This window comes from Acinetobacter sp. ACIN00229 (assembly GCF_016106645.1).
Lineage (GTDB): Bacteria > Pseudomonadota > Gammaproteobacteria > Pseudomonadales > Moraxellaceae > Acinetobacter > Acinetobacter oleivorans.
Window position 1 is genome coordinate 61,558 of sequence record NZ_JADWOM010000017.1, and the last position, 19,211, is coordinate 80,768.

A 19,211-nucleotide genomic window follows, 5' to 3' on the forward strand; every position below is an offset into this window, starting at 1 on the left:
TATTAATATTTGAAATATCTTTATTTTGACAAATGATATAAGGGTCAGCAATAATAAATGAGACTTATTTCAAATTTTAATTGTTTTTTGCGATAATTTTAACTTATTATGAAAAATGAAAAATATTTAAAGAATTTAATTTTATCTTAAAATTCAATGATGATCATTAATTATTCTTAGTATAAATACATAGTGTTAAAGGAAAAAAGCTCACCAAGATATGGGCCTTTTTTATTACACATTGCTTAAAATATATACAGAAACCTCGCTAAAACGAGTTGGAACGCTACAAACGCGAATGATACTTTAAGTTTCACTCTTCCCAATAAGTGAGGTGAGCAATGAAATTGTTAGCTTTGTTCAGTATGGGAGTTGCAGCAAGTTATTGGTATAAAACTATAAAAGATAGCAAGCTAACTCTTCTGAAACCTAATTTTGATGAAATAGTAAAAAACTTTGTATTAGCAGAATTTAACACCTAATACATACCGTTAATTTTAATTAAATAAAAGCTCATCGGAAGGTGAGCTTTTTTGTTTTATAGATTTCAAATTTTCTTTTAATAATAAAAAACACTCTAATGCACTTGTTTATTTAGTTGTTCTAAACTAACAATGCAGTAAAACAGGAGTGTTAAAGTATGAAATCAATAAGTGAGTACATTCCTAATGAGGAGCAAGAAGAGGAATCGTTGATTACTGCAAAAATTGATTCAGAAATTGGAAAATTAAGGAAAAGAAGGGATGAACATTTACTATCCTATATTGATGAGGAGAAAAATATTAAGTATAAAATTCAAATAGAAAGTTCAATCAAGAGCTGATATTCGATTAATAAAGCTTATCTACCCTAACCAATACGACTAAAAATTCCTGACTGTTTACAGTAAATAAAGCTCCGCAAAGTATCCTTATTTTGGGGGGATTTTTTCTATATGTGTTAAGCTGATCTTCATAAATTTATGGATTATTACAATGTTCATTTGTATTGGCGGTGATTTAGATGGTGAAGTTGTATATGACCGTGAAGGTACTTACTTTGAAGCCAGTGAAATAGATGCAAGTAAACAATCAACATACAACCGCCAGAGTTACTTAGTGGGCGAAAATATATATCGTTTTTGGCTTTGTGCAGAATTATCTTATTTTGAAATTACAAAAATAGCGAATGATCACTTGGCGCAAAAACATCCCTATCTTTCATAATTCACATATTAAAAAATAAGCCCGCCAATTATGGTGGGCTTAATCTATCTAGGCGGAGTCGGCTAAATACGAGTTAAGTAAAAACAATTAAAAAAGCCCCTCATATCTGAGAGACTAGTCATATCAATTTTCTGGAATGAATGGCTGTAATTTCTTAAATAACTAAACAAATCAAATTGATAAAAGTAGTTAATAGTATAATAAATCAGTGCACTAATTTATTCTTTATAGTAGCAGAGCCTCAAAACAACGTCCAAGGCACTGTTAATAAGAAATTATTTGTTATTAGGATCAGGTTGTTCATTATTCTCAGGCAGATCTTTTACTGTGCCTGGAACTTCTGAAGGTTGAGTTTCAGTAGGTGGTGTTGCAGGATGCTTGTTCATTTGAGATTTGATGATATTAGCGTGGTTAGTTGTATTTTGAGAAAAACTTTTAAAACCTGACATTTTTATCTTCTTATCTTCATTAGGGAGAGTTGATAGTACACTTTAAAGGCCTTTACATTGCGGTAGTTTTAAGACTCATGTGTGTTGATTTGTCCAAGAAAGGATCTTTATCTCGACAACTTATTTCATAAATAAAATCAATTATATATAACCTGTTGAGTCTTATCCTTTAAATTTTGAAATTACCTTATCCAACTTTCAAGTAGGGGTACACAAAGTACACATATATAAATTTTTTCCACGTTTTGGATTGATAGTTTTTTAAAAATTAATTCAATCTAGTGTCTACAAAATATTGATAGTATAAAAATATCGTTGGGCATAATATGTATGATTAAATTGGAGCATATTAATGCTAAAAGAAATTACAATTATTGATTTCCAAGGTAAAGAAAAAAGAGCGCACGCAAACTATACAGAAGTAGATACTAATAAAATCGGTCATTCATCTAGAGTTCAGAGACCCAAAGTTGAATATATTTTGTTAAAAGGTGAATGTATTTACCCTACTTTAAATTTGGTTTTTAACAGTTCCGATGGCAACAGCTATTATATAGAGTAAACATGATATGTCAGACAATTCAACAAAATGGCTTTGTGTGGGTGGTGTTCTAAGTGGCGAGTGGAGAGAGCAGCAATTAGAAGCATTTGATGTTGATCCTAATGATTTAAATACTCATAGTTATGAAGCAATGAAACTCATTAATCCTGTTACCAAGGCAGAACAGCATTTCTATGTATATACCGAGTTACAAGAACACGCATATGACAGGGCAATAAATTTTGCCTTATCCAAAAATCAATAAGAACAAGAGAGCACTTAGGTGCTCTTTTTTTTAATAAATAGTCGTTGTATTTAAATCATAGATTTTATAAGCCTAGTATTAGCAGAATTTAAAGCCAATACATACCGTTAATTTTAATTAAATAAAAAGCTCATCGGAAGATGGGCTTTTTTTAATTTATAAATTTCCATAGAAAATTCACTTATATTGTATATTTTTCAATCAATTAAAATAAATTAAGTAAAATTAATATATTGTTTTATAATGCTTTTTGTCGGAAAATTTTACCAAAAGTTAAAAAAATCTTTATTTTAAATGAAGAGGTTAATGGAAACCTCTTAAATAAAATAAAGGAAATAAAATGGATATTTTAAAATTAATAGGCGGAAATCTGCTCGCCGTGGCTTTTGTAACGGGAACTCAAACAGCACATGCAGAATTTAAACGGTTTTCTGTATCTGCTGGGTGGTTGCATGTCATGCCACAAGGGAAAGCAAATCCATTCAATATAAATACTGCTGTAGCAAATGGAACCACTGCCAAAGTCGGAACTATTTCTACTTCAGCATTTATGAAATCAATAGACCCTAATGCAACATTATCAACTGGGGAAAATGCCAAAGAAGTTCTTGATATGGTATTTAGTCATCCAGTCGATGAAAACGGCAATCAACAACAATCGGTTGGTCAGTTATTAGGGCTTGTAGATGAAAATGACATGGTTTCGCCAGATATTACGGGTACAGCAACCATTAAAGGTCTAGAACAATGGGAAGGTAAAGGCACAGGGCTTGAAGCAGAAGACGTAGACACTCTGGGTTTAATGTTTAATTACTATGTGAATGAGAATGTGTCTTTACAGTTAATTGGTGGGATTCCTCCAAAAGTTGATATTAAGGGGGAAGGAGAAATCAACGCGCCGTTATCTGGTTTTGCAAATCCTGAAGGGTTAGCTGCTTTGGTTATCGGGGATAAACTTGATTTATTACAAGATATTCCGATCACTAACCTTGGTAATAAATCGAAAGCTGCTACGGTACGTGCATGGACTCCAGCATTAGAAGCTCAATATCAGTTTGGTAAGGCAGGAGTAAATAAATTGCGCCCATATATTGGTGCTGGAATTATGTATTCACGCTTCTCTAATATTAAGTTAAACGACCAAATTAATTCTGACTTAATTGCTGCGGGGCATATGATTCAGAATGTACTAGATAACAATGCTGGCGCTGCATTAGATGGTAAAACTTCAAGTGCAAATCCATATGTTCGGGTTAAAGCAACGGATGCGATTGCCCCAATTGTGAGTCTAGGCGCTACTTATGACATCACGCCAAATTGGTATGCCGTTGGTTCAGTGTCCTATGCAAAGTTAAATAACCGCGCAAATATTGATGTGATTGATAGCAAAACAGGTAAGCAGTTAATTCATGCCTCAACCAAAGTTGATATTGATCCCTTAATTACATATCTAGGTGTGGGTTATCGTTTTTAATATCCTCATTTAAATATTAATCTTTCGTTTAGGAAAATTTACGATTTAACCTGTCGTATTTTCTATGCATAGAAAGCCCTGCCAAATATCAAGTATTGGTGGGGTTTTTCTTTTTTAACGTATGATATGTTGGTATCAATTATTCTATCCCTAAACGACCACTTTATACTTATAAAGTTGATATAGTTGGCGAGAAGGCTGATGGGGTAGTTAAAATTGATATGAGGAAAGATCAAAAACAGCTTAAATATCTTTATACAATTAAAATTACGGATGAAAATCCTCATGGTTTTCGTATAAGAATAGGAAAACATTGATTCATCATATCTTGCTGTTGTTTTAATCTAAAAGCAGCTATTTTCCTGATACAGCTATTGCTGTTTCTAGCACATTATCGATCATGATGTTGAGTTCATCATTACTCAAATGACTAAATTGTCCGTCAATAATTAAATAGCTTAGACCATGAACCATGCCCCAAGCTAATCTTGCCATCGTTTGACTTTGTTCAGTATCGACAGAGGTTTGAAATGCTGTTGCCGCTGCATATAGCATTCCTGTATAGAATAAATCTGTCATAGATTTTAATTTTTCATCATCTTGAGCAACAGCAAACTGGCTATACATCAGTCTAAATAAAGATGGGTTTTTAATAGCAAAATATATGTATTCTTTACCTGAGTTTAAAAAACCCGCTTTGGGGTTGGTTGCATTATGAATAGCATGCGCTTGAGCTTCTATTAATTGTTCAAAACCATATATGGCTAAAGCGGTCAGTAGTTCTTCTTTATTTGCAAAATGCCTGTAAACCGCATTTGGGGATACTCCAATCATGCGGGTCAATTCTCGCATACTAAAATCAACACCCTGACTAGACTCTAATAATTGTAAGCCATTAATAAGTAAAGCTTCTCTCAAATTACCATGGTGATAGCTAGAAGTTGGATTTATGCTCGATGTTGACACTATAAACATCCTCGTGTAATTTTAATTAAGTATACAGTGTATACATTTGTTGATACATACTGGAATTATACAAAAAATTAATCAACAGGTAGGATGTAATCGAATGAACAGGACAAGTATCCGTAATGAAATTGTTAACAATAAGCTGGTTTCTTCCGTAGTAGGGAAGTTTCTGAGTTTCCATCAAAGCCGAGTTCCCTATAGCCCAGATAATCCTTTTCTTGTAGGTCCCTTTGCACCAGTTACTGAAGAGGTTTTTTCAAGTGATTTGGTTGTGCATGGAGAAATACCATCTTCATTAAATGGCATTTTTTTAAGAATGGGTCCAAATCCATTAGAAGTTGAAAACCCTGCAAACTATAATTGGTTTATGGGCGATGGGATGGTACATGGCCTAAGGTTAAAAGATGGTCAAGCATTATGGTATAAAAATCGATATGTAGGGACGCATCACATACATAAAAAATTAGGGCGAGAGAAAATAAAAGGTGAGCCTCGAGGTCCAGTTGATGTCGCAAATACGAATATTATTGGTCATGCAGGAAAAATCTGGACAATAACAGAATCAGGGCCGTTTCCAGTCGCTTTAGATCATGAATTAAATAGCCTTAAATATGGTTTATTCAACAGCAAAGATAATTATCCTTTTACAGCTCATCCCCATGTTGACCCAGATACGGGAGAATTACATGCGATTTGCTATGATGTTTTACTGCCAATGCAAGTCTATTATCAGGTGATTGATCAATCGGGCCAAGTTAAGAAGCGGGTCAGTATCCCTGTTAAGCATGGGCCAATGATGCATGATTGCGGTATGACAAAAACTAAAATGCTAGTTCTAGATTTCCCTGTAACTTTTTCAATCGAGAGAATGTTACAAGGGATGCAATTACCCTATTCATGGAATGAAAAGCACCCTGCGCGAATAGGTGTCTTACCAAAAAATGGTGATGCACAGGATATAAAATGGTTTGATGTAGATCCATGTATTATTTTTCATTCATTTAATGCATATGATCTTGAAAATGGCGATATCATTTTTGATGCTTGCGTTCACACCAAGACCTTTACTGACTCTATTCAGGGACCAGTAGATAAGCAGTTCATCCAGTTTGAAAGATGGACTTTGCAATTTGGTACTCAAACTCTAAAACGGGAAGTAATTTCAAAGATTCCTCAAGAATTTCCTCGTCTAGATGAACGTTTTGTTGGGCAACCCTATCGCTTTGCTTATTCAATTTCTGTCGGAAATGAAGGTGAGCCAGTAGATAATATTAATTTAAAAGCAAATAATTTATTGGTCCATGATTTACTCAAAGGTGAATCCTATAAGCATTCATATGGTGATGACTATTTTACTGGTGAAGTGATTTTTTTACCAAAACAATCTGAGAGTGAAGAGGGCGATGGTTGGTTAATTTCGTATATCCATGCTTTAGACGGAATAAAGCCAAGTAAAGTCGTAATACTCGACTCCAAAAAAATTGGCAAAGAACCCCAAGCTACTATTGATTTACCTGTACGAGTGCCTTTAGGTTTTCATGCAAATTGGGTAGATATTTAAAAAGATAGTAATGTGCATTCTGCTAAAAGAATGCACATTTTATAGGATTAATAAGAATTCTCTTTTAGTGGAGGCGAGTTGGCAATACGTGCCATTAAACTCCCTGCTGCGATTAACAATGTCTGCTCTTCGGCAGTGAGACAATGTTCCATGGCATTAGAAAGCCAGGTTTCACGCCGCGCACGGCTTTCATGTAGTAGGCTTAATCCTTCCTGAGTTAATACTACCCTGATCTTACGTCGATCTTCAGCATCAGGTATACGTTTCAGCAAACCATCAGTTTCTAGAGTGCGCAGCGCAGCGGCCAGATTGGAAGAACGCATACCTTCAGACTCAGCCAGCACCGAAGGGGTTGCCATCCCACCATGGCGATCGATGGCACCGAGCAGAAGCAGCTGTGCCCAAGATTTTTCGTCACTGCGTGCCTCGCGCCGCATACGTCGGACCAAGGACATTAACTGCGTACGTAACTGTGTTATTTCTTCAGGATTCTTCTTCATCTTTATTTATAAATAGCTATATCTATTCATATTTTTGCACCACAGGATTATGCGGTCAACTTAAATTGGTAAAACACTGAGGTTAGCGTTATATATGAGCGCGGGTTCTGATAGCAATGACGACATGCAGCAAAAAAACGAACAGCAGACCGATACCTCCTCCTAGTAATACATTGAGTACTCGTTCTGCGGCGATATCTGGAGTTTGGCCAACTACTATCATCGCACTGGCGATGCAGGCACAGCGAGCACCAAAACCCAATATATAGTGTGAGAAAGACACCAATGTGAGCATGGCAGTAACGGTTAAAAGTTCATACATCAGCAGGCTATGTGGCATAGCATAGCCTAGCAGCATGCCAAGCGGTACGCCAACCAAGGCTCCCGCTCCACGTTGATACAACTTCTGGCGTGCTGTTGCCATGTCGCCAGTCACTACGCTGGTGGCTGACCAGATCACCCATTGACCATAATCCAGTTGGCGCCACTCGACAATTGCTGCAGCCGACGCTACGGCGAGGCACACAGTCACCACAGCTTCGCCATATACAGCTCGCCTACCGAGATCACCGGTACGATGCAACCTAAATATATGACGCAAACCGTGGCTGATTTGTATATGTTCAACAAGTGAGATCACTGACACCGGCAGCACAGCCACCATCAGAAAGGGCAATAGCACAAGAGCGTGCTGGGAGTATTGCGCTGGGGCGATTCCTTCCGCAGTCTCACATGCTAGATAGAGCGCAGGAATAAAGGTGAAGTTTCCAAGAGACCTCAGCTTGCCTCCATAGGCTGATACCCCCACCGCCGCAGCCGCGACCAGGGCACATACCAGTACAAAAATGACGGGTTGGCCCATGGCGAATAATAACGCTAGAAATACTAGCAAAAAGGCTAGGGCTTGGCATGCTACACCCAGCGGCGCCAATTCGGTTCTTTCATAGGTGATGAAGAGTGAAATGGTCAGGATAGAAGCTTTCAGCCAATTGGTGTCACCCGTCAGTAATGTGAGTGCTAGCAAAGGTGCTAACACCCAAGCAGCACGTTTTAATGACCGCAGATCAATTTCTGATGTTAATGCTGATAGCACCTGAGGCATCAACGACCCTTTAGATTTTCTAGAGTGACAATTTCGGAGATGTGAGCAAGTGTCTCCATCGATATCTGATGCTCTTCAAGCGTAGCTGCCGCGCAAGCTTCTTCTAGTACCAATACTTGATAATCTCGATCATGCGCATCGCGTACCGTGCTTTGTACCGCCCAAGTACTGCTGACACCACAGATAATCAACCGCTCGATACCTCGTGCTCGCAGCACAGCATCAAGGTTGGTGCCATAAAAGGCGCTAATGCGTGGTTTGATGATTACTAATTCTCCCAATTCGGACGCCAGATCGGGATGAAATGCTGTGCCAGACTGATCTAGTGCTAGGGCACCGAATTTATCTACTTGGCCAAACATACGAGAGTGTTTGGGCTGGTCAACATAGCCAGTGGCGAAGCCGACCTTGACCAGAATGCGTAGCCAGTCCTTCTGTTGTGCCAGCGTCAATGCTCGATTGGCATGGCTGATGACATTGCGTTCCAGCACTTGCTGTGCTGAGCGTGCAATTTTTCCTTCGGGATGTGAAATATCTAAAATGTAGTCAAGTGCGATCAGAGCAGTATTCACAATGTATGGCCTCTGGTTAATGACATAAATTGGCAGCCTCAAACGGCATTTACCTATAATAACATAGCTATATTATTATAGTAAAATATTACCTGTATCTCCTAAGAAGCTATAACGCGCCAGCGCGTGGTCCTTGAGGAACTTCAGTATGCAAGTAATTAGGTATTTTTTACTTTAAATTTAAGATTTAAAAATACAGATGTGTACCAACGAAGTTAGCGTATATGTCTGATGTGGAGGTATGTTTAAATGACCTTTGAAGAACATTGGAGAAGGTGCTAACTGATTTATGAATAAGAAATCTCTTTCTGTTGTTTTAATCTCTGGCTTTATGCTTGATGAGTCTCTCTGGGATGAATTGGTAAATGTCTTGCCTAGAGAGTGGAAAATATTTCGTGCTACTTTAAAAGACGGATGCACAATAAAGGAAATTGTTCAAAAAATTGCTGAAAATGTACCTGAAAACTTTGTACTGATTGGTTTCTCACTTGGATATATTGCCAGATCTATAGCGGAATAATTTCCTGAAAAAGTTAAGGCACTCATCTTAATAGCATCTTCACTAAGCCCTGATAGTGAGGAACAAAAAAATCAAAAATTAAGTGCTATTCGACTTAATTCTAAAGAAACTTTCCGTGGGCTGACAGTTGAATATGCCTGATATAGGCAAAGCAGTGTAGTGGTCTGTTTGTGAATTCTTATGATAAATATCTGAAAGAACTAAGCTTTATATGATTGGGTAAAGAAAAACCGAAGGTCACTTGAGAGATTAAATTAAAATATAAGAAATATGGTAAAGTTAAAAACCTAATTCAATACATTAAAATTGATATCAAGCTATTGTAGGAAAAACATGGTTAAAATTAAACCTCACCCAGCAACAAGCGGAAATGCATCGGCTGATCGCCTTTTAACTTTGTTAACTGCTTTTAGAATAGGTGATAAATCTTTAACCCTAGCAGAACTCGCTGAAAGAACAGAATTAAATAAAGCAACCATCATGCGCTTAATCGTTTCGCTAGAAGATTTTGGTTTTGTTAACCGTCTTTCAGATGGCAGATATACGCTTGCCAGTGAAGTCATGCGTTTAAATACAATTTATCAAGATGCTTTAGATTTAGAACGACATGTTGTGCCTTGTTTACAGCAACTTGTAGATGAAATTGGTGAGACAGCTTCTTTTTATGTTAAACATGGGGCATATCGCCTTTGCCAATATCGAATAAACTCTACCCATCGATTGCGTGTTCATATTCAGCCAGGTGAAGTTCGACCAATGGATGGTGCGGCAGGTGCTCAAGCATTGCGGTCAACACATGAACAAGTTTTATCAAGAACTGATCCTTTTTATTCAACGGGTGTAACAGAACCCCACGCAGCTTCAATGGCATTGCCTGTGTTTGATGCTCAAAATGATGTGGTTGGCGCATTGGTCGTTTCTGGGCCATCAAGTCGTTTTACTTCGGAAATTGCAAAATCTGTCGGGGATTTTTTCTTCAAAATTGCAGATGATTTAACGAAAAGTTTAGGTGGTAAGAGTATTCGTAATTAATTCTAATATTTTAAATATAAAAAAGGGGCTAATGATTTAGCCCCTTTTTTATTCGTGTTATTTACGAAGTGCTTTGTGGTTGGTTAAACAAAACGGCTTTCTTTCTAGACATAATGAAAACCATAATAGCCGATACGAGATTTAAGGCTGCAAGTGGAAGTAGGGCTATAGCATGGCTTCCTGTTGCATCATGGATTGCGCCATAGATATTCACCATCATGCCGCCACCAATCAGGTTAGCGCATGCGCCAATTGCTGCTAGTCCAGCCGCCGTTGTAGTCGGTGACATCCATGAGGATGCTAAAGCCCAGAATGGACCTTTCACAGAATAAGCACCAATTAAAACGATACTGAGTAAAAACATTGTGCCAATAAGTGAAGACGTGAACAAAGCAATTAATAAACCAATTGAGATCATTAATAGAGCGATTGCTGTATGCCAAAGGCGTTCATTTTTACGATCTGAGCTACGACCCCAAAGAATCATGGCAATAGAAGCTAAGCCATAAGGAATCGCATTTACTAAACCGATTTCTAAATTACTCAAACCAAATGATTTAATTAATTGAGGTGCCCAAACACTCATTGTACTTCCAGCAGCAGAAGCACCAGAATAAATAATGATCATAGCCCAAATATATTTATTCTTTAGAAGTTGCCATAGTGAAATATGACCAATCGGAGTTTTTTGTTGGCGTTCAAATTGTAGTCTTTCAACTAACCAAGCTTTTTGTTCGCTATTGAGCCATTTTGCCTGTTCTGGTCGATCTGTGAGTACAAATAGGCAAGCGATGCCCAGTAAAATCGCAGGAATACCTTCTAAAATAAATAGCCAATGCCATCCGCGCATGCCCATCAAACCATCTAGGGATAACAAAAAACCAGATAATGGTGAACCTAAAAAGTTTGCACCTGGAATTGCCACCATAAATATAGCAATCATTCGGCCTCTATAATTGGCGGGCAACCAATAAGTTAGATATAAAATCACGCCAGGGAAAAAACCAGCCTCGGCAGCGCCTAGCAAAAAGCGCATAATATATAACGATGTGGAGCTTTCAACGAATGCTGTTGCAGCTGAAATTACCCCCCAAGTCACCATAATTCGGGCAATCCATACTTTTGCTCCAAATTTTTGCATGGCGAGGTTGCTGGGTACTTCAAATAGAAAATATGCAAAGAAAAATAAGCTACTGGCAAAACCAAAGGCAGTAGCTGTTAATCCAAGGTCTTCATTCATTTGTAATGAAGCCATACCAATATTGCCACGATCAATAATAGCAATCACATAACAAAGTGTTAAAAAAGGCAGCAATCGCCATGCCACCTTGCGCATCGTTTCGCGTTCTATCGCACTTACTTGAGAATATTCTGTAGACATAAAAAAATCCTTTTTTATATTCAATATTTTAATTGTTCTCGCATCTAAAAGCTTAGAAACAATTGAGTTCCATGATTAGCTATTGAGTAACTTCCAGTTAGCGATAGCTCGTGGGTTTAATAGTTGACCATCCCAAATACTCACAATCTGTTCTAGTGCTAAGAGACCAACGCGATTACGTGAATCTGTTGTGTTTGCTCCTATGTGAGGAGTAACAACTAGATTAGGTAATTCCCATAATGGATTATCTTTTTCAGGTGGCTCTGAAGAAAAAGTATCTAAACCTGCACCAGCAATTTTATTATTTTTTAGTGCATCAACTAATGCAGCTTGATCAATTAATTCACCACGTGCTGTATTAATTAAGATGCTTGAGCGTTTCATCTTTTCAAATTGGGCATGAGAAAATAAGTGTCTATTCTCTGCTGTGAGTGGACAGTGTAGGCTAATAATGTCACTGGTTTCTAAGAGTTTTTCAAAGTCATGCTCTTGTTCTACATAATCAAGCTCTGGCAGATTTTGTAGAAACGGATCATATACTTTTACTTTCATGTTTAAGGGAGCCACTAACTTCATGAGTATGCTACCGATGGCCCCTAAACCAATTAAGCCCAACGTTTTGCCATAAAGCTCCACACCATTTGCACTTGCTTTGTCCCAATGACCTTCTCGAATACGTTGGTCTAACCATGTGACTTGTCGAGCAACATTAAACATGAGTGCAAAAGCGTGTTCGGCAACAGATTGTGCATTTGCGCCTACTGCAATAGTGACAGGAATTTTTCGTTCAGCAGCAGCTTGAGTGTCGATTGTGTCAAAGCCAACACCATGTTTTGCAATGACTTTTAAATTATCTGAAGCAAAAATCATATCCCTAGAAAGTTTGCCTGTTCGAACAATGATCGCATCAGGTTGTTCATCATGGATGAGTTTTTCCATTTCATCTTTTGCCATGTAGGGTTCAGTTGGAATCAACTGAATATCATGGGCGGTAGCATACAGTAACGCATCTGAAGTTAATGTTGGCCCCGTGATAAGAACTTTACGTTTCATTTTGACTTGCACTCCATTTAAGTATTTTGAACAAAATACGTCCTTAATAATTCATATTATTAAAACGACATTTCAAAAAAATAGTCAATAGTAAAAATTAAATTTAAAAATTGGGTGAATTTTAGTTAAATTAAATTTAAAAATGAAATGATATTTCAAAAAAATACTGTCATATTAATTTGCACAAGAAAACTGATGTAAGGGAAAAGTTATGGCAATTGGTTTTAGAGTGCTAAAAAACGACAGAAAAGTTGAGCAAAAATGGATTGAGCAATATCGAGATCTACCAGTCGCTAATGTCAGTGACTCAATGAATCGAATGACTTCAGGTGGGGCTCAATTAAGACCAATGCATAAAAAGGGATATCTTTGTGGACCTGCCATTACTGTTAAGGCGCGTCCGGGTGACAACTTGATGTTGCACTACGCTATTGATATCGCCCAAGCGGGAGATGTCATTGTGGTTGATGCAGGTGGCGATCTAACCAATGCATTAATTGGAGAGATGATGGTTGCTTATGCCATTAAAAAAGGTATAGCGGGCATTGTTATTAATGGCGCGATACGTGATTCAGTTGTAATTGGAGAGGGAGATTTTCCACTTTTTGCGGCAGGAGTTTCACATCGAGGACCTTATAAAGACGGACCGGGGGAAATTAATGTCCCTATCGCAATCAATGGAATGGTAATTGAACCGGGAGACTTGATTTTAGGGGATGAAGATGGGCTTTTAAGCGTGCCGTATGCAGAAGTAGAAGAAGTTTATCTGAAGGCAAGTGCCAAACATGCCGCTGAACAAAAGCAATTAGAGCAAATCGCCGTAGGTGAAAATGACCGGAGCTGGGTGATCAACAGCTTAAAACAAAAAGGATGTGAATTACCCGAATAAGGTCATTCAAAAATATTCGAGCAGGAACAAAACTAGCGAAGTCAATGATTGAGCTTCGTTAGCCTCTTTAAAGTTAACTCAATAATTATTAGGTCGCTAATTGAAAAATAGGAAATTTCAATTTGGTCTAGATAATTTCGTCTAAAGGAAAAGGACATGAAACGTAAAGGGATTATTTATTTATCGTTATTAATGAGCATTACATTGCAGCAAGCCCAAGCTGAAAGCGAAGATAACTCAGCGCTAAATGAAAAAATAATTAAATTACAACAGCAAATAGATTATTTGATGGAGCAGCAGAATTTAAATAAAAATAATGGATTAAACAAAGTACCTGATTTGGTTCAAAACAAAACATCAAACACCGAAATGCCCGTTACGGCTGACCAAACTAAAATTAAATTTTATGGAAATATACGGGTTGATGCCGCATATGATTTTGAAGGTTCAACGCGTTCAATTGCGAATAAAACAGGGTCAATACCATTAGACAATTCAAACTCACCAAGTAAATCATTAAATGTTTCTGCTGCAACTTCACGTGTAGGGGTGGATATTGTCAAGCCGACCTCGAAAGGAGATTTGGTTGGAAAGCTAGAAGCCGATTTTATGGGAAGTGGCGGAGATAACGGTAATGGTTCTGTTCGGGTTAGACATGCTTATATTTCATTAGGAAATTGGTTGATTGGCCAAACGACTTCACCTTTTGTGAATAGTGATACAGCTCCAAGTTTGGTTGATTTTACAGGCGCGATGGGTACAGGAACTCAGCGTAATATCCAAATCCGTTATCAGCACGTTGTTGATGCCAAACAAAAATTATTAGTCGCTTTGGAAGGCGGTGATGTTGAAAATAAAAATGTAGAAGGCGGCAGCCGTTTTCCTGCATTAACCATGCGATATGAATTTAAGAATCCAGATTTTTTGGTTCAATTGCACGGTATGCTTCATGAAAATCGAGCAATCTCTGATACGAATGAAGAGCAAACTAAACTTGCTTGGGGTGCTGGATTAGGCACAAAGTATAAGCTTTCTGAAAATGACTCACTTGTATTTAATTACTATCACATAGCGGGTGATAACCGTTACATGCTGTATTCAAAAGATAATGATGCGTACTACTTTGATCAAAATCGAATGTATTTAAGTGAATTTGATTCTGTCGAGTTAGGGTATATGCGTAAATGGAATGAAAATTTACGCTCTTCTTTGTCCGCTGGTAGCCTTATCTATAAAGATTCAAATTTTTCAGAAAATAACCCTGATCAAAATAAAAGGCTAATCAATGCAAGCGTCAATTTATTTTGGACGCCTGTAGAGAAACTCGATCTTGGTGTTGAATATACCTATGGCAAGAGAGAAACTTTTTCAGATTTAGAAGGAAAGTTGTCTCGAATCAATTTATTAGGTCGATACAATTTTTAATGTAATCACAGCCACTTTAATATCAAAGTGGCTTTCTTTTATCTGATTAGGACTAATATTGTGGAACAAATTAATTATGCAAATGCAAGATCACAATTTTCAAAAGTCATGGAAAGAGTGCTGTTAGGTTACGCCGTAAAAATTACACGAAAAGAGAAAGACTCTGTGGTTCTAATCAGTGAAAAGGCATATCTTGAATATAAAAATGCGATGTTTGAGCTTAATAAATTAAAAAACAAAGATTTTTAACTCCCCACGATCCGCTTCTCAAGCATCTCCATAAAAGTTTTTAAAATAATATTATGGTTTTTGCCTTTGTGAGTAATTAAGCAAATGGGTGTGCTGTAATGCATTTTCTCCTTTGAAACGGCTTGCATAAAACCATCTTCAACCCATTTTTTTGCATAGTGGTCGGGTAAAAAACCCAAGAATTTTCCGGTTAAAATCAAAAATGCAATTCCTTCACGGTCACTTGCTGTCGCTTTACAGTCTAAAAGCTGATGCAACTTTGCTGCTTCAGGTGTGATTGCATAATTAGGAAGTACAGCTTGCCATTTTTTTAATTCCTCTAAATCCATCTTGCTACATTTACCAAACAAGGGATGGTTTTTACCGCAATATAAAAATGAACTTTCGCTATATAAATCAAAATAGTCTAGGCCAGACAGCGGAGTCACAAGGGGAATTGCTCCCGCATGTAAACGGTTGTCTAGCACACGGCACTCAATATCTGAAAGGGTGCTCATGCTAATGTTAATGATCACTTCAGAATGTTCTTCGGCGAGTTGTGCCAGCGTATTGGTAATGTAGCCACTTGGCATGGTCACAAGGTTATTAATAATACCTATATTAAACTCACCCTTTAGACGGTTGTGCATTTGATTAACTTTAGAGCGAAAGTCTTCGATAGAAGCGGTGAGCACTTCTATATATTCTAAAATTTCACGACCTTCATCAGTTAATGCAAACCCTGCGCGGCCACGTTGGCATAGCCGAATGCCCAGACGATTTTCTAAATCGCTCATATGCAAACTAATTGCAGAACGACTAATGCCAAGAATACTTTCGGCAGATGTAAAGCTGTGACAGTCACAAACCGTTTTAAATACTTTAAGTAATTTAATATCAAAATCAGTGACTTGATTTAATTTTTTAGGTTTCATTTAGTTTTGTTTTTTTAAATCTAAACTCAAGATAATTTGAATTTATCAAAACTATATCGCTCTGTACACTCAAAAAATAGCCTCAAAACAAGAAGAGTGATTATGTTTGATATCGACAAATTAACTGATGACGATGCAGCATCGGAAACCGTTCAATCAAATGCTCAGATGAGCTTAAATTATCAAGCGCATTGGATGCCATTTTCTGCAAATCGTAATTTCCATAAAGATCCACGGATGATTGTCGGTGCTAAAGGATCATATTTAATTGATAGCAATGGCCGTGAGGTCTATGACTCATTATCAGGTCTATGGACGTGTGGTGCTGGGCATACGCTTCCTGAAATTCAGCAAGCCGTAAGTACTCAGTTGGCAAAGCTGGATTACTCACCAGCATTCCAGTTTGGTCATCCATTGTCGTTTCAATTGGCTGAACGAATTATTCAGCTTATGCCTGAAAAATTGCAGCATGTGTTCTTTACCGACTCAGGTTCAGAGTCTGCCGACACCGCAATTAAAATGGCGCGTGCCTATTGGCGAATTAAAGGCAAACCAAGCAAAACCAAGTTGATTGGTCGCGCACGTGGCTACCATGGTGTAAACGTTGCGGGGACAAGTCTTGGTGGTATCGGTGGTAACCGTAAAATGTTTGGTCAGCTTATGGATGTAGACCATTTACCGCATACCTTACAACCCGATTTAAGTTTTACTAAAGGCTGTGCTGAAACTGGTGGCGTAGAGCTTGCCAATGAAATGCTTAAGTTAATTGAGCTACATGATGCTTCGAATATTGCTGCCGTTATTGTAGAGCCTGTTTCTGGCTCGGCAGGATGTATTGTGCCGCCGACTGGTTATTTAAAACGCTTAAGAGAAATCTGCGATCAACACGATATCTTACTTATTTTTGACGAAGTCATTACTGGTTTTGGGCGGATGGGTAAATGGACGGCTTCAGAATATTTTGATGTTACGCCAGATATTTTAAATTTTGCTAAACAAATTACTAACGGCGCTATTCCACTGGGTGGCGTGGTGGCAAGCCATGAAATTTATGATGCCTTTATGCAGCAAGATTTACCTGAACATGCGGTTGAGTTTACCCATGGCTATACCTATTCGGCGCATCCGGTGGCTTGTGCGGCTGCTTTAGCAACACTCGATGTTTTAGAAAAGAAAAATTTAATCCATCAATCGGCTGCTTTAGCTCCAAGTTTTGAAAAGCTTTTACATGAGTTAAAAGGTGCTCCAAACATTCTTGATATACGCAACTGCGGGCTGATTGGTGCTGTGCAATTAGCACCGCGTGATGGCGATGCGACGATTCGTGGTTTTGAAATTGGCATGCAACTTTGGAAAGCGGGTTTCTATGTCCGTTTTGGCGGAGATACGCTTCAGTTTGGTCCAATGTTTAATAGTACAGAGGCAGAGTTGCAACGACTCATGAATGCCGTGGGTGAGGCAATTTATCAAGTGAAATAACACTGATCGACTTAGAACTTAACTGGAAAAGATGAATAGACACAAGGAATCAAGATGAACACTTTAGAGAATTTTGACAGTAACACGGTTGCCAATACAGCCACCGATTCAAGTCAGCAAACCGTTAAAGTAGTAGGGCATTTTATTGATGGTGGACTCGTCACCAAAACCACCAAAAAACAACCTGTTTATAACCCAGCGACAGGTGAGAGTACAAAAGAAGTTGCACTTGCAGATGCAGAACTGGTCAACAAAGTGGTTCAAATTGCAGAGCAGGCTTTTCCTGCATGGCGTGATACACCTGTGATTAAACGTGCGCGTGTGATGTTTAAATTCAAGCAATTACTTGAAGAAAATGCTGACAAGCTTTGCCAACTCATTGGTGAAGAACACGGAAAAATTTGCCACGACGCTAAAGGTGAATTACAACGTGGCATTGAAAATGTTGAATATGCATGTGGTGCGCCTGAGTTTTTAAAAGGTGAATATTCAAAAAATGTAGGTCCAGATATTGACTCATGGAGCGAGTTCCAACCGCTAGGTGTAGTTGCAGGTATTACACCGTTTAACTTTCCTGCAATGGTTCCGTTGTGGATGTTCCCAATGGCAATAGTTTGCGGTAACTGTTTTATTTTAAAACCTTCGGAAAAAGCGCCTTCGGCTGCTTTATTTCTAGCGGAGCTTTTAAAACAAGCAGGCTTACCTGATGGTGTTTTTAGCGTTGTAAATGGCGATAAAGAGGCGGTTGATACGTTGCTACATCATCATAAAATTCAAGCGGTTAGCTTTGTTGGTTCAACGCCTATTGCAGAGTACATATACCGTACGGCAACGGCGAGTGGTAAGCGCTGCCAAGCTTTAGGCGGAGCAAAAAATCATGCGATTATTATGCCTGATGCCGATATTGATAACGTCGTGACTTCTTTATTAGGTGCTGCATTTGGTTCATCTGGCGAACGTTGTATGGCGTTATCAGTCGCAGTTGCTATTGGTGATGAAGTTGCTGATATTGTGATCGAAAAATTAAAACAAGAAATGAAACAATTGAAGTTTGGGCACTATGCAAATGAGCGTAATGACTTCGGACCGCTCATTACGCAAGCACATAAAGACAAAGTACAAGCTTTTATTCAAAGTGCAGAGCAACAAGGTGCTAAAATTGTTGTAGATGGTCGTGATGCAAAACCGGCAGGTTATGAAAACGGTTTTTTTGTTGGGCCGACTTTAATTGACCAAGTTTCACCAGACATGACAAGTTACCAGCAAGAAATATTTGGCCCTGTTTTACAGGTCATTCGTGTACAAACCATGCAAGATGCAATGCAACTGATTAATGACCATGAATATGGTAATGGAACGTGTATTTACACTCGTGATGGCGAAGCCGCACGTTATTTTACTAGCAATATTCAAGTTGGTATGGTTGGGGTTAATGTGCCATTACCTGTACCAGTTGCATATCATAGCTTTGGTGGTTGGAAGCGTTCATTGTTCGGTGATTTATATGCATATGGTCCAGATGGTGTGCGTTTTTATACACGCCGTAAAACCATTACCCAACGTTGGCCTTCAACTCAGCTTCGTGAAGCCAAACAATTTGCGATGCCTACATTAAATTAATCAATAAAAAG

General features: G+C 38.1%; 21 protein-coding genes and 2 pseudogenes. 15 read left to right on the top strand and 8 right to left on the bottom strand.

The window, feature by feature from the left end:
- Positions 1 to 341 precede the first annotated feature (341 nt).
- The 3 genes from I7H67_RS15430 (at position 342) to I7H67_RS15440 (ending at position 1,205) form a co-directional block, all read left to right on the top strand.
- Positions 342 to 482: a hypothetical protein gene (locus I7H67_RS15430; protein ID WP_013197772.1), complete on the top strand. Its 141-nt coding sequence runs from the start codon at positions 342 to 344 to the stop codon at positions 480 to 482.
- Positions 483 to 640: 158 nt separating this feature from the next.
- Positions 641 to 823 carry a hypothetical protein gene (locus I7H67_RS15435; RefSeq protein ID WP_005305647.1) on the top strand — a complete coding sequence of 61 codons (183 nt, stop codon included), beginning with the start codon at positions 641 to 643 and terminating at the stop codon, positions 821 to 823.
- Positions 824 to 974: 151 nt separating this feature from the next.
- Positions 975 to 1,205 (top strand): hypothetical protein, encoded by a 231-nt coding sequence (locus tag I7H67_RS15440; protein WP_005305644.1) that lies wholly within the window; start codon positions 975 to 977, stop codon positions 1,203 to 1,205.
- Between the two features lie 275 nt (positions 1,206 to 1,480).
- On the opposite strand, the gene I7H67_RS15445 is transcribed toward I7H67_RS15440, so the two are convergent.
- Positions 1,481 to 1,654 (bottom strand): hypothetical protein, encoded by a 174-nt coding sequence (locus I7H67_RS15445; protein WP_005305641.1) that lies wholly within the window; start codon positions 1,652 to 1,654, stop codon positions 1,481 to 1,483.
- A gap of 352 nt (positions 1,655 to 2,006) precedes the next feature.
- Here I7H67_RS15445 and I7H67_RS15450 point away from each other — a divergent pair, with 352 nt between their 5' ends.
- The 4 genes and pseudogenes from I7H67_RS15450 to I7H67_RS15465 form a co-directional block, all read left to right on the top strand.
- Entirely contained in the window at positions 2,007 to 2,216 is a 210-nt protein-coding gene (locus I7H67_RS15450; RefSeq protein ID WP_005305637.1) for a hypothetical protein, read from the top strand.
- Positions 2,217 to 2,223: 7 nt separating this feature from the next.
- Positions 2,224 to 2,460 carry a hypothetical protein gene (locus I7H67_RS15455; RefSeq protein ID WP_198308247.1) on the top strand — a complete coding sequence of 79 codons (237 nt, stop codon included), beginning with the start codon at positions 2,224 to 2,226 and terminating at the stop codon, positions 2,458 to 2,460.
- Between the two features lie 340 nt (positions 2,461 to 2,800).
- Complete coding sequence (locus I7H67_RS15460) at positions 2,801 to 3,934, top strand: OmpW/AlkL family protein (RefSeq protein ID WP_198308248.1); 1,134 nt, start codon at positions 2,801 to 2,803, stop codon at positions 3,932 to 3,934.
- 137 nt (positions 3,935 to 4,071) lie between these two features.
- Positions 4,072 to 4,251, top strand: a pseudogene (locus tag I7H67_RS15465) (hypothetical protein); the annotation flags it as partial.
- Between the two features lie 37 nt (positions 4,252 to 4,288).
- On the opposite strand, the gene I7H67_RS15470 reads toward I7H67_RS15465, so the two are convergent.
- Positions 4,289 to 4,900 (bottom strand): TetR/AcrR family transcriptional regulator, encoded by a 612-nt coding sequence (locus tag I7H67_RS15470; protein ID WP_005305621.1) that lies wholly within the window; start codon positions 4,898 to 4,900, stop codon positions 4,289 to 4,291.
- Between the two features lie 103 nt (positions 4,901 to 5,003).
- On the opposite strand from I7H67_RS15470, the gene I7H67_RS15475 reads away from it, so the two are divergent.
- Positions 5,004 to 6,464 (top strand): carotenoid oxygenase family protein, encoded by a 1,461-nt coding sequence (locus I7H67_RS15475; RefSeq protein WP_198308249.1) that lies wholly within the window; start codon positions 5,004 to 5,006, stop codon positions 6,462 to 6,464.
- 47 nt (positions 6,465 to 6,511) lie between these two features.
- Here the strand turns inward: I7H67_RS15475 and I7H67_RS15480 are convergent, their stop codons facing one another.
- From I7H67_RS15480 to I7H67_RS15490, 3 genes are all read right to left on the bottom strand, one after another.
- Positions 6,512 to 6,964, bottom strand: coding sequence for a MarR family winged helix-turn-helix transcriptional regulator (locus I7H67_RS15480; protein ID WP_198308250.1), 453 nt, complete (start codon positions 6,962 to 6,964; stop codon positions 6,512 to 6,514).
- An 88-nt stretch (positions 6,965 to 7,052) separates the two neighbouring features.
- Positions 7,053 to 8,066 carry an FUSC family protein gene (locus I7H67_RS15485; RefSeq protein ID WP_198308251.1) on the bottom strand — a complete coding sequence of 338 codons (1,014 nt, stop codon included), beginning with the start codon at positions 8,064 to 8,066 and terminating at the stop codon, positions 7,053 to 7,055.
- Entirely contained in the window at positions 8,066 to 8,638 is a 573-nt protein-coding gene (locus I7H67_RS15490; protein ID WP_198308252.1) for an isochorismatase family cysteine hydrolase, read from the bottom strand. Before I7H67_RS15490 ends, I7H67_RS15485 begins: the two co-directional genes overlap by 1 nt.
- 289 nt (positions 8,639 to 8,927) lie before the next feature.
- Between I7H67_RS15490 and I7H67_RS15495 the strand changes: the two are divergent.
- Positions 8,928 to 9,284: pseudogene (locus I7H67_RS15495) on the top strand (alpha/beta fold hydrolase); the annotation flags it as partial.
- Positions 9,285 to 9,491: 207 nt separating this feature from the next.
- Positions 9,492 to 10,190 (top strand): IclR family transcriptional regulator, encoded by a 699-nt coding sequence (locus I7H67_RS15500; protein ID WP_013197779.1) that lies wholly within the window; start codon positions 9,492 to 9,494, stop codon positions 10,188 to 10,190.
- A gap of 61 nt (positions 10,191 to 10,251) precedes the next feature.
- Here the strand turns inward: I7H67_RS15500 and I7H67_RS15505 are convergent, their stop codons facing one another.
- Both I7H67_RS15505 and I7H67_RS15510 read right to left on the bottom strand, forming a co-directional pair.
- Positions 10,252 to 11,571 (bottom strand): MFS transporter, encoded by a 1,320-nt coding sequence (locus tag I7H67_RS15505; protein WP_198308253.1) that lies wholly within the window; start codon positions 11,569 to 11,571, stop codon positions 10,252 to 10,254.
- A 75-nt stretch (positions 11,572 to 11,646) separates the two neighbouring features.
- A complete protein-coding gene (locus I7H67_RS15510; RefSeq protein WP_198308254.1) occupies positions 11,647 to 12,636 on the bottom strand; it encodes a hydroxyacid dehydrogenase in 990 nt (329 codons plus the stop codon).
- Between the two features lie 199 nt (positions 12,637 to 12,835).
- On the opposite strand from I7H67_RS15510, the gene I7H67_RS15515 reads away from it, so the two are divergent.
- From I7H67_RS15515 to I7H67_RS15525, 3 genes are all read left to right on the top strand, one after another.
- Positions 12,836 to 13,513, top strand: coding sequence for an RraA family protein (locus I7H67_RS15515; protein ID WP_151283108.1), 678 nt, complete (start codon positions 12,836 to 12,838; stop codon positions 13,511 to 13,513).
- A 156-nt stretch (positions 13,514 to 13,669) separates the two neighbouring features.
- Positions 13,670 to 14,938 carry a DcaP family trimeric outer membrane transporter gene (locus tag I7H67_RS15520; RefSeq protein ID WP_198308255.1) on the top strand — a complete coding sequence of 423 codons (1,269 nt, stop codon included), beginning with the start codon at positions 13,670 to 13,672 and terminating at the stop codon, positions 14,936 to 14,938.
- Positions 14,939 to 14,998: 60 nt separating this feature from the next.
- Positions 14,999 to 15,187: a type II toxin-antitoxin system Phd/YefM family antitoxin gene (locus tag I7H67_RS15525; protein WP_016138054.1), complete on the top strand. Its 189-nt coding sequence runs from the start codon at positions 14,999 to 15,001 to the stop codon at positions 15,185 to 15,187.
- On the opposite strand, the gene I7H67_RS15530 is transcribed toward I7H67_RS15525, so the two are convergent.
- Entirely contained in the window at positions 15,184 to 16,101 is a 918-nt protein-coding gene (locus tag I7H67_RS15530; RefSeq protein WP_198308256.1) for a LysR family transcriptional regulator, read from the bottom strand. The genes I7H67_RS15525 and I7H67_RS15530 overlap by 4 nt on opposite strands.
- Before the next feature lie 96 nt (positions 16,102 to 16,197).
- On the opposite strand from I7H67_RS15530, the gene I7H67_RS15535 reads away from it, so the two are divergent.
- Both I7H67_RS15535 and I7H67_RS15540 read left to right on the top strand, forming a co-directional pair.
- A complete protein-coding gene (locus tag I7H67_RS15535; protein WP_198308257.1) occupies positions 16,198 to 17,580 on the top strand; it encodes an aspartate aminotransferase family protein in 1,383 nt (460 codons plus the stop codon).
- Between the two features lie 54 nt (positions 17,581 to 17,634).
- Positions 17,635 to 19,200 (top strand): CoA-acylating methylmalonate-semialdehyde dehydrogenase, encoded by a 1,566-nt coding sequence (locus I7H67_RS15540; RefSeq protein WP_198308258.1) that lies wholly within the window; start codon positions 17,635 to 17,637, stop codon positions 19,198 to 19,200.
- Positions 19,201 to 19,211: the final 11 nt, after the last annotated feature.

What these genes read in the sequence shown, in the direction of transcription:
- I7H67_RS15485 (WP_198308251.1), bottom strand. Translation starts at nt 8,066, where the DNA reads ATGCCTCAGGTGCTATCAGCATTAACATCAGAAATTGATCTGCGGTCA.
- I7H67_RS15530 (WP_198308256.1), bottom strand. Translation starts at nt 16,101, where the DNA reads ATGAAACCTAAAAAATTAAATCAAGTCACTGATTTTGATATTAAATTA.
- I7H67_RS15505 (WP_198308253.1), bottom strand. Translation starts at nt 11,571, where the DNA reads ATGTCTACAGAATATTCTCAAGTAAGTGCGATAGAACGCGAAACGATG.
- I7H67_RS15450 (WP_005305637.1), top strand. Translation starts at nt 2,007, where the DNA reads ATGCTAAAAGAAATTACAATTATTGATTTCCAAGGTAAAGAAAAAAGA.
- I7H67_RS15455 (WP_198308247.1), top strand. Translation starts at nt 2,224, where the DNA reads ATGTCAGACAATTCAACAAAATGGCTTTGTGTGGGTGGTGTTCTAAGT.
- I7H67_RS15440 (WP_005305644.1), top strand. Translation starts at nt 975, where the DNA reads ATGTTCATTTGTATTGGCGGTGATTTAGATGGTGAAGTTGTATATGAC.
- I7H67_RS15460 (WP_198308248.1), top strand. Translation starts at nt 2,801, where the DNA reads ATGGATATTTTAAAATTAATAGGCGGAAATCTGCTCGCCGTGGCTTTT.
- I7H67_RS15520 (WP_198308255.1), top strand. Translation starts at nt 13,670, where the DNA reads ATGAAACGTAAAGGGATTATTTATTTATCGTTATTAATGAGCATTACA.
- I7H67_RS15500 (WP_013197779.1), top strand. Translation starts at nt 9,492, where the DNA reads ATGGTTAAAATTAAACCTCACCCAGCAACAAGCGGAAATGCATCGGCT.
- I7H67_RS15435 (WP_005305647.1), top strand. Translation starts at nt 641, where the DNA reads ATGAAATCAATAAGTGAGTACATTCCTAATGAGGAGCAAGAAGAGGAA.
- I7H67_RS15430 (WP_013197772.1), top strand. Translation starts at nt 342, where the DNA reads ATGAAATTGTTAGCTTTGTTCAGTATGGGAGTTGCAGCAAGTTATTGG.
- I7H67_RS15540 (WP_198308258.1), top strand. Translation starts at nt 17,635, where the DNA reads ATGAACACTTTAGAGAATTTTGACAGTAACACGGTTGCCAATACAGCC.
- I7H67_RS15475 (WP_198308249.1), top strand. Translation starts at nt 5,004, where the DNA reads ATGAACAGGACAAGTATCCGTAATGAAATTGTTAACAATAAGCTGGTT.
- I7H67_RS15445 (WP_005305641.1), bottom strand. Translation starts at nt 1,654, where the DNA reads ATGTCAGGTTTTAAAAGTTTTTCTCAAAATACAACTAACCACGCTAAT.
- I7H67_RS15515 (WP_151283108.1), top strand. Translation starts at nt 12,836, where the DNA reads ATGGCAATTGGTTTTAGAGTGCTAAAAAACGACAGAAAAGTTGAGCAA.
- I7H67_RS15480 (WP_198308250.1), bottom strand. Translation starts at nt 6,964, where the DNA reads ATGAAGAAGAATCCTGAAGAAATAACACAGTTACGTACGCAGTTAATG.